This window comes from Paenibacillus sp. Root444D2 (assembly GCF_001426375.1).
In the GTDB taxonomy this organism is placed as follows: Bacteria; Bacillota; Bacilli; order Paenibacillales; family NBRC-103111; genus Paenibacillus_E.
The window spans coordinates 1-14,060 of sequence record NZ_LMEO01000014.1; the positions used below are offsets into that span (position 1 = coordinate 1).

General features: G+C 44.0%; 11 protein-coding genes and 4 tRNA genes. 13 read left to right on the forward strand and 2 right to left on the reverse strand.

Features of this window, described 5'->3' with window-relative positions; translation table 11 throughout:
* Nucleotides 1-15 precede the first annotated feature (15 nt).
* The 12 genes from ASD40_RS10855 to ASD40_RS10910 all read left to right on the forward strand — a co-directional run bounded on the left by ASD40_RS10855 (nucleotide 16) and on the right by ASD40_RS10910 (nucleotide 11,338).
* A tRNA-Leu gene (locus tag ASD40_RS10855) sits at nucleotides 16-95 on the forward strand.
* A 43-nt stretch (nucleotides 96-138) separates the two neighbouring features.
* Nucleotides 139-213 (forward strand) — tRNA-Gly (locus ASD40_RS10860).
* An 8-nt stretch (nucleotides 214-221) separates the two neighbouring features.
* Nucleotides 222-298: transfer RNA gene (locus ASD40_RS10865), tRNA-Arg, on the forward strand.
* Nucleotides 299-324: 26 nt separating this feature from the next.
* Nucleotides 325-398 (forward strand) — tRNA-Pro (locus tag ASD40_RS10870).
* 242 nt (nucleotides 399-640) lie between these two features.
* Nucleotides 641-1,054, forward strand: coding sequence for a carboxypeptidase-like regulatory domain-containing protein (locus ASD40_RS10875; RefSeq protein WP_057303314.1), 414 nt, complete (start codon nucleotides 641-643; stop codon nucleotides 1,052-1,054).
* A gap of 83 nt (nucleotides 1,055-1,137) precedes the next feature.
* On the forward strand, nucleotides 1,138-2,424 hold the full coding sequence (locus ASD40_RS10880) for a hypothetical protein (RefSeq protein ID WP_156389967.1): 1,287 nt from the start codon (nucleotides 1,138-1,140) through the stop codon (nucleotides 2,422-2,424).
* Nucleotides 2,425-2,696: 272 nt separating this feature from the next.
* A complete protein-coding gene (locus ASD40_RS10885) occupies nucleotides 2,697-3,734 on the forward strand; it encodes an HD-GYP domain-containing protein (RefSeq protein ID WP_057303316.1) in 1,038 nt (345 codons plus the stop codon).
* Between the two features lie 49 nt (nucleotides 3,735-3,783).
* The gene (locus ASD40_RS10890) at nucleotides 3,784-4,674 is read left to right on the forward strand and encodes a GGDEF domain-containing response regulator (protein WP_162251225.1); all 891 of its coding nucleotides are present in this window, start codon (nucleotides 3,784-3,786) and stop codon (nucleotides 4,672-4,674) included.
* A 27-nt stretch (nucleotides 4,675-4,701) separates the two neighbouring features.
* A complete protein-coding gene (locus tag ASD40_RS10895) occupies nucleotides 4,702-6,495 on the forward strand; it encodes a GAF domain-containing sensor histidine kinase (RefSeq protein ID WP_063860313.1) in 1,794 nt (597 codons plus the stop codon).
* A 5-nt stretch (nucleotides 6,496-6,500) separates the two neighbouring features.
* On the forward strand, nucleotides 6,501-8,159 hold the full coding sequence (locus ASD40_RS10900) for a thiamine pyrophosphate-binding protein (protein WP_057303319.1): 1,659 nt from the start codon (nucleotides 6,501-6,503) through the stop codon (nucleotides 8,157-8,159).
* A gap of 150 nt (nucleotides 8,160-8,309) precedes the next feature.
* Nucleotides 8,310-9,188 carry an aldo/keto reductase gene (locus tag ASD40_RS10905; protein WP_057303320.1) on the forward strand — a complete coding sequence of 293 codons (879 nt, stop codon included), beginning with the start codon at nucleotides 8,310-8,312 and terminating at the stop codon, nucleotides 9,186-9,188.
* Between the two features lie 146 nt (nucleotides 9,189-9,334).
* Nucleotides 9,335-11,338 carry a transglycosylase domain-containing protein gene (locus tag ASD40_RS10910; RefSeq protein ID WP_057303321.1) on the forward strand — a complete coding sequence of 668 codons (2,004 nt, stop codon included), beginning with the start codon at nucleotides 9,335-9,337 and terminating at the stop codon, nucleotides 11,336-11,338.
* Nucleotides 11,339-11,442: 104 nt separating this feature from the next.
* On the opposite strand, the gene ASD40_RS10915 is transcribed toward ASD40_RS10910, so the two are convergent.
* Nucleotides 11,443-12,408 carry a hypothetical protein gene (locus tag ASD40_RS10915; protein WP_057303322.1) on the reverse strand — a complete coding sequence of 322 codons (966 nt, stop codon included), beginning with the start codon at nucleotides 12,406-12,408 and terminating at the stop codon, nucleotides 11,443-11,445.
* Nucleotides 12,409-12,629: 221 nt separating this feature from the next.
* Between ASD40_RS10915 and ASD40_RS10920 the strand changes: the two genes are divergently transcribed.
* The gene (locus tag ASD40_RS10920) at nucleotides 12,630-13,109 is read left to right on the forward strand and encodes a hypothetical protein (RefSeq protein ID WP_156389968.1); all 480 of its coding nucleotides are present in this window, start codon (nucleotides 12,630-12,632) and stop codon (nucleotides 13,107-13,109) included.
* Between the two features lie 34 nt (nucleotides 13,110-13,143).
* On the opposite strand, the gene hprK is transcribed toward ASD40_RS10920, so the two are convergent.
* On the reverse strand, nucleotides 13,144-14,058 hold the full coding sequence (hprK, locus tag ASD40_RS10925) for an HPr(Ser) kinase/phosphatase (protein ID WP_057303324.1): 915 nt from the start codon (nucleotides 14,056-14,058) through the stop codon (nucleotides 13,144-13,146).
* Nucleotides 14,059-14,060: the final 2 nt, after the last annotated feature.

Genomic DNA, 14,060 nt, shown 5'->3' on the forward strand with positions numbered 1-14,060 from the left:
CCTTATTTACAGCATGCGCGTATGGCGGAATTGGCAGACGCACTAGACTTAGGATCTAGCGGGTGACCGTGGGGGTTCAAGTCCCTCTACGCGCATCAATCATCCCCAAGTCGTACTATACGGCTTGGGGATCCCTATGCGGAAGTGGCTCAGCGGTAGAGCATCGCCTTGCCAAGGCGAGGGTCGCGGGTTCGATCCCCGTCTTCCGCTCCATTTATTAAGCGCCCTTAGCTCAGCTGGATAGAGTATTTGACTACGAATCAAAAGGTCGGGAGTTCGAATCTCTCAGGGCGCGCCATTTTTTTTAGAAATACATATTACTTTCGGGACGTAGCTCAGCTTGGTAGAGCACCTGCTTTGGGAGCAGGGGGTCGCATGTTCAAATCGTGTCGTCCCGATCATAGTAAAGCATAATCTAGTAGTGAATTCACTGCTAGATTATGCTTTTTTTTGTATTAAACGATAACGGTTAATTGCATTGTTGAAGGTTAGTGGCGTTAAGGAAGCGAAGCAGACATTAACCTCTTTCCCAGTTGTGCGTTAACTGAGAAAGAGGTTATTTTTACCTATAAAATAGAGGAAAATGTCATATCATGTCGAATGAAATATGAACAGATTATTGGTCTAAGGGGAGAGTTTGATGAAAGTAAGTCATTCAAAATGGATTGCGGCTTTGATCGTTACAATCATATTGTTGGTAACGTTACCTCATCTTGATAAAGCTACTGCCGCGGTTTTGCCTAGTGGCTCAGATGTTTCAGTTGCTTCTATTGAAGTCACCGTGAAAAATACTGAGTCACAACCAATTAGCTCAGCTAAGGTTGTTGTTATCTCAGAGATCTTACCGTTTCCATTACGAATTCAGTTAGACGGAGTCGGTCATGGTAAACTAGAAAATTTACCAGTTGCAAATTATAGCATCTATATCTCTGCTCCTGGATACTTCAATGATACGTATATCGGCGGTCAAGTGAGTGGTAACTATTCGCATAATGTGACGTTAGAACATAGAGGCGGTTATACCGCTTTTGAGAGTAAATTCAAGGAACGGTAACATGGAATACGTATGGAACGGTTCCAGCCAATAGCCAAATAAATATAAAATTTTTAGACAGCTATAATTCGGTAGTTGGTAACGTGTATTCAAATATTAGTACGACGCTTAATCAATTTACTTTGCCAACGGCAATACCCATTCCAGCGGGAGCGACAAGAATAGGCTTGGAGTTGAAGTCAGAATCATCTGTCTTGGCTCAAGTGACAAGTCCAATATGGAAATCGTCCATGTATTCGCCTGGTCAATTACTCTTCAAAGATACCAATCCAAACGGTGGAGTTATTGATGGAGTGCTGAATTGGACTGGTTCTACGAATGAATCTCAAGTTACAGGGTACCGTGTATACTATCGTACAAAGAATGCATTAAATGTTTACCATCATTTGGGCATTGTCGGAAAAAGGGCAGATAAAGCATATCAGTTTACTCTGCCGACGCTGCCATTAGATGTCGTAGAAATCGGGATAGTAGTAAATAACAGCAATGGAGAAGAACCTGGAAGTTGGCCCATTGTATTCATGTATGATAATCGTTTATCGGATCCCTTAACATCTGTCTCTACAACATCGAATTTACCTGTGCCAAGTAATTTCGAAGGGCAACTGTATTACCCGCAAGCGGGGAAAATAGCTGGTTGGCTAAGATGGGAAGTATCGTCAGATCGTAATATTCTCCTTCAACTAGCTGGTCAAACGATTTACTTTACCGATGCAAATGGAACGAAATTACAGTTGATCGGTTCTGCCTTGGAACCTCCTATCATAGATAACCATATGAATTACAACGGTTTAAATATTAACGAGCCTATCATAATCCCGAATGGCGCAACGCAGATTGCAATATACTCTGTGCTAGAAAGTGGCAAAGAGAATGACATACCTGCCTATTATCCGCTTCCCCCAACGATTCAATTCACAGATTGGGACGAGCACTCTCGTAGTATCCGTGGACATATCACATGGAATCAGGACAACAATGAGTCGAACATTAAGGCATACTATGCTTATTTTACAGGGTATAATGTGAGTCCTGTTGAAATAGGTCATGTAGCCAAAGGAGCACCATGGAGGCTTTCCATTCCGACGTCTATCATGATTCCTCAAGGAGCAAATTTTATTTCCATCTATACAATGGACTATAATAATCACTTGTCACTTTATGGCTCAGCGGTCTATATTCAAGACAATTATTCTTCTTACCAGGTACAATATGCGCTTAAGCAAAAATGCTTTACGGGAATTACAGCAATCGACATTAAGCAGATTCTATTAACTCTCAACAATCCGTCCAACCCTTTCTCCCAAATTAGTAAAGAGGACACACAGGTCTTGTTATCACTCATTAAGCCGATTATGACAGCTAACTAGAACTTTATGACTATTTAAGGTCAGTCTATTTCATTAGAAATAGGCTGGCCTTTTTCCTTTTGTTTCGGGATATACGCAAGTTATCTGACAGCAATCGAGATAATAATCCAAGAAATTAACAAAAAGTGAGTAATTATATCAACAAATGAGTAAAAAAATATTAAAATAATGGAAATTTTTATTTATAATAGAGGAGAATCTCCTTATTAAGAAGAACTAGTACTAATTAAATAGTTGGGGAAGTTTATTTGAGAAGAATAAGAGGTACATCTATGCAGAATTCATTGTTTTTTAAAAATGTGATAAATTCTGATTCCATCTTCGAATCGATCGGACAATTGAGTGATATCGCCAAGAAAACAATTGGCTGCGAACATATCTCTCTCTTTCTTATAGACGAGAAACATCAGAGCACCCCAGCATCTTATTCGGTTAATATTAGTACGGCAGTCATGGACCAGTTACAGCAAATAGTGCTGCAAACACAGTTTTTTTTCCGAAATCCCGATGGTATACGTTTATCTGTACATAATGCAGAAAGTCATTTGAAAAATTATCTTATCATGAGTAAATACGAGTGCATATACGGTTTTCATATAAAGCATGGTCCTTCTTACGGGGCTTTATTATTCTCATTTCCTACAGATATTCAACTTACGGAGGATCAATTGCATCTGTGCAACCTCATTAAACTGCATATGGAGCAATTGATTAAAAAGATTCAATTCCGGAGACAAGTACTGAAACAGAAAGCCTACGAGAATCTTTTTAATACGTTGAGGGTTAAAGATAGCTTCACGGTCGATCACTGTTACAATGTCGCTTTCTACTCTACTTTGCTTGGGGCGAAAGCGGGGGTAAGTGAGGCCGAACTGGAACGATTGAAGTTAGGGGCTCTTTTGCATGACATTGGTAAAATAGCAATTCCCGATCATATTCTGATGAAACCTGGGCGGTTATCAGATGAAGAATTTAACGTTATTCGCCAGCATCCTGTAATTGGCTATGAGCTGTTAAAGGATTTGCCGGATGTTGAGCATCTTCTGCCTATTGTAAAATGGCATCATGAACGCATGGATGGGAGAGGATATCCAGACAATCTGCAGGGTGAAGAGATTCCCTTGCTTGTCCGCATTGTAAGTATTGCAGATGCATTTGATGCGATGACTTCTACGAGAGTATACCGAGATTCGCTGCACGTGCATGAAGTCAGGGAACAACTTCTTATTCACGCAGGCAAGCAGTTTGATGAGGAATTGGTACGAATTTTCTTAAGTATCATCGATGAGCAGATGCAGATGAATGGATAATAACTTATCAACATGCAATTATTTTAGGAATGAAAGCTGGGATAGATTAATGAAATGTCGCATTCTTATCGTCGATGACGAACCCCATAATTTAAATATACTGCGTATATTTTTAAATTCGTTACACTATGAAATCATCACGGTTGAGGATGGCAAAGAGGCTTTCTCTATGGTCAAAGAGATAGCACCTGATCTTATTTTACTTGATGTGATGATGCCTGAAGTGACTGGATTTGAAATATGCAAACAATTAACAGCTGAAAGCGATTTTGATATTCCGATTATTTTCTTATCTGCAAATGCGCAGAAGGAAGACATTTTACAAGGACTACGCTTAGGAGCCATTGATTATTTGACCAAGCCATTCGATCTGGATGTGCTGGAACGAAAGGTTGAAATTGCCCTCCACCAAAAAGCGAAGGTTAAAAACTTGAAGAAAGACAATAAACAATTAGCTAAATTGGTGTATGTGGATGCGTTAACTGGTTTATATAATCGAGCATACTTGGATATTACCATTCGGATGATCAAAGAGGGAACCAAGAAGTTTCAAGCCGCTATGATGGTCGATATGGATTATTTTAAGGACATTAATGATAACTATGGTCATTTGGTTGGAGATCAAGTATTGAGAGAAGTAGCAACCATCATATCGTCGAAAATCTCTTGCGAGCATGATCTAGCCTTTCGGTATGGCGGGGACGAGTACTTGGTCTTACTCCAAAATGAGGCAAATTGTGTAGAGATTGCAGACAGCATTATTAAGGCTGTCGATGGTTTAAAGGTTAGCCTAGCACCGCATAAATCACAGGAATTTTCAGTGAGCATCGGGTTGACGAATAATTTCGACCCTACCTCGTTCGATCAAATCATTATGCAAGCTGATTCTGCACTTCTTGGGGCCAAGAATAATGGAAGACATCAAATAAAGATTCGATAATAAAAGGGGAATGGGTGGGGCATGGTCATGGAATTGAAAAGTTTTCAAAAGTTATTTCAAATGACGAAGGTCATTAATTCTCAGTTTGAAATGTCTGAAATCCTGCAGGTCTTCGTTGACGCGATAGCAGGAGAGATTACGCAAGCAGATCTTGTTGGTTTTTTCCTGAAACAGCCGGATGGTACTTTTCAAGGATATAAAGGCAATAAATTGCCTGTGGATATAACGGAGCTGCTAATTGATCCTAGAGAAGATGAGTTTGTTAGGGATATTTTACGCAACCAAGCTAGCGACTATATCTCGGATACGAGTATCGATCTGAGGTTGGATCAATCCAAGAGACAATTGTTAAAAATTAAATCAATCCTCGGGATTCCCGTCATTGTAGAAAATGACGTGTTTGGGCTTGTCTTCGTCCACGATTTCGGAAAACCGATGAATATTACCCAAGAGCAGATGGAAGTTACTGAAGCTTTTGTTAACATGGCCAGTGTGGCGATTCGTAATATCCGTATGTTCGAGCAAAGGCAGCTTCTGATGGAGAAGCAGCAGCTTCTTCTTGACGCGACGAAAGCTTTATCGGAGTCATTGTCGGTCAAAGATGTTTTGAACACTTTTTTCCATTACATGCGTAAAGCCAGTGGATCTAAGGATATCGGTATTCATCTATATAATGAAAAAGAGCATACGATTGAACCTTACCAATTGTCTTCTGAGAATGTAACGGTTGACGAATGGAAGGTTAAGCATAGAGAAGTCAAGTTAACCATTGAAAATGACCGCCTTTTGTATGAAGTCATTACTCAGAAGAAATCAGCGGCAATTGAGGATGTGTACGCGGATCCGCGGCCTAATCATAAAGCATTCGTCTCTTTTGATATTCGAAGCATTATGGTATTCCCGCTCGTGGCCAAAGGTTCCGTTTACGGTGTTGTTGCGATTCCCTCTATCGGAAAGCCAAGGAAGTATGAAGCGAGCATATTGGAATTCTGCCAATCGATTTCTGATGCTACAGCTACAGCACTTTCGAATGCTCAGCATACGGAGACATTGGATCATTCCGTCAATGAGCGTTCTATAGAACTGCAGCATGCAAACTTCAAGTTAGAGGGTCTAGTACGTGAACTAGAGCATCTGAATGAGTTGAAGAGCGATTTCATCGCGACACTTTCGCATGAGCTGCGTACGCCGATTACAGCGGTTAAAGGATCTGTAGACATTCTTAGCAAAGGGATTCTCGGGGGTCTCAACGATTCGCAGAAGGATTTACTAGATATAGCGTCCAAGTCGATCGAGCGTTTGCTGGATCAAGTGAATGAATTGCTGGATTTCGCTAAAATGGAAAACGGTAAATTTGAACTGGTGTATACCGAAGCTGATTTCAAAGAAATCATCAAGGAATCAGTTACTATCGTACAGTCACTGATCAATAAGAAGAAACTGATTCTGGTTGTTGAATCAGATGCAGAAACGGATACGATTGTAAGCGTCGATAAACAACGCATTCTACAGATTCTATTGAATTTACTCTCCAATGCGATTAAGTTTACGCCTCCTATGGGTGTGATTACCATAAAAACGATATTCGAAGAAACGGTACTTACGGTTGAAGTGCATGATAGTGGCATAGGCATCCCTTACGAGAAGCAAAAAAATATTTTCACGAAATTCTACCAAGCCAATAATCAAATTAATGGGACAGGCCTAGGTCTTGCGATTTCAAAACAGCTTATCGAACTGCATGGCGGTCGAATTTGGTTTGAAAGCACGGAAGGTCAAGGTTCGGTATTCAAATTTACTTTACCTAAAGGAAGGGAGTAACCAATATGCGGGCGATTGAAGTAGGATTGAGATTTTTAGTGCAGCAAGGTGTGCGATATGTGTTCGGTATTCCAGCAGGCTCAATCAATGCAATCTATGACGCCCTTTTGGACATTCCTGAGCTTAAGCCTATTGTAGCTAAGCATGAGAACAGCTCAGGTTACATGGCAGGTGCTTATACGAGAATTACTGGGCTCCCATCGATTTGCGTGGCATCTAGCGGACCGGGGGCGACGAACCTCGTGACGCCGGCTGCGAATGCTTGGAAGCAGAAGCTTCCTGTTATATTCATCACAGGCTCGGTGCCATCTGGTAAAATGGGCAAGGGCGGCGCGCAAGAGCTGTATGCAGAGCCGATCTTTGCATCGATTACGAAGATGAGCCGAACGGTTCTAGACCCTAATCAACTGCCAGAGATTCTGGCAGAGGCCTATCACACAGCGATTAGCGGCGTGCCAGGTCCTGTGCATTTGGCAATTCCCATTGATATTCAAATGACGGATATTGGCGATAGAGAGCTTCCGGTGTTACCTCCAGTTCAACAGCCAACGATGGATTTGGCGGCAGCTGAGGCGGCTGCTAAGCGGATCAAAGCAGCAGGTCTACGTGGAGCGATTCTGCTAGGTAATGGCGCTAAAGCATCCTCTGACAGTATCGTACAGCTGGCTGAAACACTTGAGTGGAGAGTGGCAACAACGCCACGCGGTAAAGGGGCCTTTCCCGAAAATCATCCGCTTTCCTTAGGGATATATGGCTTATCAGCGAATATCAAAGCGAGTGAGTACTTGAACGGTAACGATCATGAGGTGCTGCTGATCATCGGTTCAAGCTTAGGCGAGCTTGCCACAAGCAACTGGGAACCGCGATTGGTTGCGGGTAGAGAGCTCATTCACATCGATTACGATCAAGGTGAGTTAGGAAAGTGCTACGAAACCCAGTATCCTGTACATGGTGAAATCAAGCTTGTCATTGCGGAATTATTAGATCAACTTTCGGCCGATGGACAAGATAGATCATATGCAAATGAGGCATTTCAAGGGCTAGGGGAAGCAGCAGCAGCTTCCGAACAGGTCGAAGAGAAATGGAATACGTTGTCGGCGATCCGTCGTCTCAGTGCGACAGCACCGAGGAATGCTCGATTCTTCCTAGATATCGGTGAATTCATGACCTATTCGATCCAAAACTTATTGATTGAGAGCGGACAAGAATTCGATATTGATATCAATTTCGGAGGCATGGGCTCTGGAATCGGGGGTTCATTAGGAGCACAATTAGCAGAACCGACTCGACCAACAATTTGTATAACAGGCGATGGCTGTTTCTTCATGCATGGTCTCGAAGTGCTAACCGCTAAGGAATACAATCTTCCGATTCTTTTTGTTGTCATTAACAATGCCCGGCTTGGGATGGTTTATCATGGTCACATGTTGCAGTACAAAAGATGTCTGGAAGACTTCTCGCAAGAGAGAGTTAGTATTGCAGGTGTTGCCCAATCACTTGGCTTGCGTCATGCCGAGGTTAGATCTTTGGATCAACTGCAGGGAGAGCATGTTCAAGAGTGGCTTTCTCATGGAGGGCCTGTGGTTGTTGAAGTTATTGTTGATGGCAACGAAATTCCGCCAATGGGTGAACGAGTTAAGTTCTTGCAAGGGGCAACGTATTAATTGGCATACAATGATGTAAGAGTAAAAGTTTTTGGATGTTTGTATCCAAAAGCTTTTTTTTGCATCTAGTTCAGCGAAGAACTGTATTCTTGGCCAAGTAAATGATATGGTGGAGAAGAGTAAGAACAATAAGGAAGGGGCACTTCATTCATGTTGAAACGAACAATAGGTCGTTTGAATTACGAAAGCTCAGTCGTTATGTTTGGTGCAGCAAGTCTCGGGAATGTGACGCAAGAGGAAGCGGATGCATCCATCTCTTTTGCCTTGCAGCATGGGGTTAACCATTTTGATACCGCTGCCAGTTATGGGGATGCCGAAGTACGTATGGGTCCTATGATCAGTCAAATTCGCAAGGATATTTTCCTAGCTACGAAAACAGGGCAAAGAACGAAGAAGGAAGCGAAAGAAGAAATTTATCGCTCTCTGGAGCGGATGCGGGTGGATTCTGTAGACTTACTTCAACTGCATGCGGTAGGCTCTATGGAGGAGTTAGACCGGTGCACAGAAAAAGGCGGAGCTTTGGAAGCAGCCTTGGAAGCGCAAGCGGAAGGTATTGTTAAGGAGATTGGCATAACTGGACATGGGCATGATGCTCCGAGTGTACATTTGGAAGCGTTACATCGTTTTCCTTTCGCAACCGTGCTCCTGCCGCTCAATTATTATATGTATAGTTTGCCGGAGTATCGGGAAGCTTTCGATGCACTCATGGAAGAAGCCAACAAGCAAAATGCAGCTGTCAGGGTCATCAAAGCGATTGCTAAGGCTCCATGGGGAGAGGGGGAAAAGCGCCCTTATGCGACATGGTATGAACCTTTTGACCAGCAGCAGATGATAGATGCTTGTGTGCATTTTGTGTTATCTTTCCCTAGTGTTTGCGGATTCGCAAGCGCGGGAGACATTCATTTGTTTCCTAAAATCGTCGATGCCGTGGAGCGATATGGCTCCATGAACGATGAGGAAGCGGAGCGTATCCTGGGCAGTATCAGCGGATACACCAGTATTTTCGGAGCGCCGACCTCAATCGCTTAATATTTTAAATTAGGGGCCCTTCAGTTGTTTTTATATGCTGGGGGCTTTATTCGTCGTTTAAATTGGTAAGAGTTCCTTTCCCTCGTGCGTCGCTAACTGCAGGAATCCTGCGAATATATATAAGCGTACGTAAGGAGGAAGGTAAGATGTTTAAATCATTTTGGAAGAAAAAAAGGTTTTGGCAAATTTTTAGCGTTGTTGTACTGATGGGGTGTGTGATTGTATTCGTGGCTTGTTATTCCTACATTCGTGGACTCGATGTATCGAAGTTAAGCCAGCCGCTGCCAGAGTCAACACTTGTGCTGGATAAGAACGGTAAACCAGCTTCACAGTTATCTGCTTCAAAAATTGAGCCTGTCCAGTTCTCACAATTGCCGAAGGCACTGACAGATGCGGTTGTATCTGTAGAAGATAGAAGATTCTATGAGCATACGGGTATTGATATGAGATCCATCTTCCGTGCAGTCGCTCGCGATGTGCTGCGAGGCAGCTATTCGGAAGGAGCCAGTACGATCACACAACAGCTGGCTCGTAATCTGTTTCTCAATGCGGACAAAACACTTGGTCGAAAGCTGAGAGAAGCTGCTTATGCGATTAAAATAGATACAACTTACAGTAAAAATGAAATTCTAGAGATGTACTTAAACAGCATTTATTTCGGGGAAGGGAGCTGGGGGGTACAGGGAGCAGCTAGAACGTATTTCAACAAAAATGTGAAGGATTTAACCTTGCCTGAGGCAGCCGTTCTTGCCGCTCTCCCTAAGGCTCCTAGTCGGTACTCACCGTTTAATGATGAAGGTCAGGCACTAGAGCGAAGGAATACTGTGCTTGTATTGATGCGTGATGAAGGTAAAATCACCGCGCAAGACTATGAGAAAGCCAAATCTTCACCGTTAGGTGTCGTTAAGTCCGATAAAGGCAACGAGTTGAAGGGACGCTATCCGGCTTACGTTGACGCGGTCATTAATGAAGCTGTTCATGAGTATGGGTTTACAGAAGAACAGCTGTTGACGGGTGGCTTGCGAATCACGACGGAACTAGATCCCTCGGTGCAGAACGCAGTTGCGGATGTTTTTAAAGACGAGAGTCTATTTCCGGAAAGCAAGCCAGATCAGCTCATTCAAAGCGGCGCTGCAATTATAGATCAGCGAACCGGCGGGATTCGCGCCTTAGCTGGAGGACGAGGAGAAGGAGTCTTCCGTGGGTTTAGCCGTGCCACGCAGTTAAAGAGACAGCCAGGGTCATCTTTTAAGCCGATTGTTGTCTATGGACCCGCGTTGGAGAAAGGCTATATGCCATCTTCCCTCTTATTTGACGGTCCATTAAACATCGAAGGCTACCAGCCACAAGATTGGGATCACCAAACGAGAGGACAGGTGACGATGCAAGAGGCTGTTGTTTCTTCTTGGAACGTGCCAGCCGTGTGGCTGCTTCACGAGATAGGGATTGATCGTGGACTCCAATTTGCTAAGTCCCTGGGCATTACTTTACCAGCTCAGGATCGTCAGCTTGGCATCGCACTTGGCGGGCTCTCAGAAGGGGTGTCGCCGCTTCAGATGGCGCAAGCATTCAGCGCCTTCGCCGCCAAAGGTGTTCTGCATCAAGCGCATACGATCACGAAGATCGAGACGAGCAGCGGTCATTTGCTCGTTGGGGCAAGTCCGAAGGGGACTCCCGTGATGCAGGCGGAAACAGCGTATGCGATGACAACGATGCTGCAAGTGGCTGTTGCGCAGGGAACAGGCAAGAACGCAGCTATGAATCGCCCTGTTGCAGGTAAATCTGGCACAACGCAGCTGCCGCAGACGAAGGAATTCGAAGGCTTAGGCAGCGGAAGCGCTAAAGATGCGTGGTTCGTTGGTTACACACCGGAGCTAACGGCTGCGGTGTGGGTTGGTTATGATCGTACGGATAAAGCGCACTACTTAACGACATCCGGCGGAGCTGTTCCTGCTGTTTTATTTCGCGAGATGATGAGTAGGGCCTTGGCCCAAACACCTATTGTTCCTTTTGATATGCCGATTGTGGGGGCAGAGACTCAAACTGCTAAGGATTCGAACTCATCGTCCTCATCTGGAGACTCAGACCAGGACAATAAGGAAGATAAAAAAGAAAGTCAGCACGGACATGGCAAGGGGAAGAAAAAATAGATATACAGCAAAAAGCCGTCGACATTCCTTAATGGATATCGGCGGCTTTTATTGTGATGATGGGCCAGTTTTATGAGTTAGTCATCATTGTGGCTGCTGCGATTCTACTTTTCACTCTTTTTGTGATCATCGTTTTTTCCTGAATGTTCATTGTTACCGTGTACTTTGGATTTAGTGTTGTTATTTTCTTTGTCTTTATTCTTGTCTTTATTCTTGTCTTTATCCTCATCTTCGTCATCATCTTTTTGCGCGTTCTTAACTTCGTGGGAATCCTGCTTCTTTAGCGTATTGGGCGCTTGTTCTTGTTCCCATTTCGTTTTCATATGGATATTTAGTTTACTTGCATCCAAGTTATAGTGCTCAGCAAGCAGCTGTTTTAATGCCTGCTCAGCATTTGAAGATTTGAGGTCAACGGAAGCAAGCAGCATTTTGATCCATGCAGCGGCTTGGTCCCCTTTGAGATGAATCGTACCGCTATTTTCAGGCTTCATATTCAGATCGTACAAGATGCCATTCGCACCCTTGGTTTGTGTAATATGCAGTTTAAAATGCTTCCCATCCACCTTCAGGTCTATATCCTCCAAGTTAGGATAAACTTCATTGTTCTTCTTGGAAGGGGGTTGTGTGCTGGATAAAGGTTCAATTGGCACAGTTGCTGCAGGTTGCCCGCTTGTTGCTGACGGTGCTGGTGTCGATGTTGGCTCAGGGCTCGCTGGTGTCGCAGGAACGGCCTCAGTCACGGGTGCCCCGGCACCAGTTGAGGTCGCTTTCACATAGGCAGCCTGCTGCTTGCTATTGACGATTAATTCGATCTGATCCCCAGGCTTTAAATCAGCCAGTTGGGCTTTTTGATCATTTCGGTAAACCCATACGGATTTGGCTAATGGAATTATTTGATCACCGGTATTTGTGTTTATAGTGACAGCATCCGAAGCGATGGATTTAAATGTCCCCAGGACGGAAGTCGAAATCGTTGTGTTAGGTGAAGTTGCCGCATAGGCCGTCCACCCACAAAGCATCAAAACGACTAGGGTAATAGATAATATCGTGATTGTTAATCTTTTGCGCATAAGAAGCACCTCCACTAACAGCTTTCGATTCGAAAGGTTGTTTTGGGACGGTACCCCGCATCGCCGAAAAGCCAAAAACAGAGCTGACCGAGCCTAAACCATGCATAAGATGGACGCAATCAGGCAATGGTAAAATCAACTAAACGGCAGGGGAGGTTGTCAACATACTCAATAAATTGCTGCTTTGGTCAGGATTTGTGCTGCCCTGGTTATCTTTATTTTTGATGAAGAAGAAAAGTATTTATAGGTATATGCCTGTCTGTATTTTCTCGGTACTTTTGGTCACGATCGTGTATGAGATTGGCTATACATATAAGTTGTGGATATTAAAAGATGCCATCGTTCCATGGGGCTATGTGACAAATACAGCCTTTGCCTATGGGATTTTTCTTGTCGGAACTTTGTGGGTTTTTCACTTTACATTTGGGCGGTTTTGGTTATATGTCGTTGCTAATCTGTTGTTGGATGCCTTTTATGCCTTTGTGTTTCATCGGATTGAGGAAAAGCTAGGCATAGCGGATCTTGTCAGTGTGAAGCACTATCACATCTTACTCATCATGGTGGGGCTTTCATTAATCCTGTATCCGTATCAGCTGTGGCAAGAGAGGGGCTGGAAAAGTATGGATCACGGTGACCGCGATGATATCACGGTAAGGATCAGTACCCCGACTTGGTTAACGAAAAGAGAAAAAGCTAAATAAGTAAGCCGCCTCATCCTAGGATGGGCGGCTTCTTTTAATCGGTGTCATTTTGCAGACGCTGCATGAATTCCTCAGCAGCGCGGTACCCTTGCTGACGCAAATACCAGTTGTTGGCTGCGGCTTCAACGAGTCCGGCAACATCTCGTCCAGGCTGTAGTTGGATTTCGATATGTGGAATTTTAATATCCATATACTCGGTGAAACAGGGTTCAAGCTCCAAATCGTTGTTGAGCGCGTGCTCCTGCCACTTCGTAAGCTCAATATCGAGTACGATTCGTGTTTCGTCTTGGAAAGCTTTGCGGCCGTAAAGCCGCGAGACGTTAATCAGTCCGATGCTGCGAAGCGCCAAGAATTCCTTCGTCTTCCCATTATGGGTACCGAGCAGGGTCTCGGGGCTAATCTTCTTCAGTACGACAATATCATCGGCTACGAGGCGATGTCCTCTGCGAATTAAGGTGTGGGCGGTTTCACTCTTGCCAACCCCAGACTTACCGCGAAGCAGAATGCCAATCCCCGAGACATTGACGCAAACACCGTGAATGGCAATCTCCTGAGCGAGCGATTTGCTCAAATACAAATCAACTAAGTCCTGAAACTTACTCGTGGGGGAAGCCGTACGGAGGAGCGGGATTTTCTCTTCTTCGCAATATTTGGTTAAATATTTCAAGCCTTCTTGGTTTCTCGTCACGACAAAACAAGGCGGGTGATATTTGACAATATTACCGATATGAAGATTTCTTTCGTTCTCGCTGAGACTGTGCAAATAGGTAATTTCTTTCCTGCCTAACAGCTGAACGTGCGCTTGCGGGAAGTATTCAAAATAGCCGACAAATTCAAGTCCAGGGCGATGTGCCTTTGTTTTGGTAATCGGACGGTGCAGTTCCGAATGTCCGGCAAGTATTTCGAGCGAGAAACGCTCAACCAAATCTTTCACTGTGACGGGCTTCACAA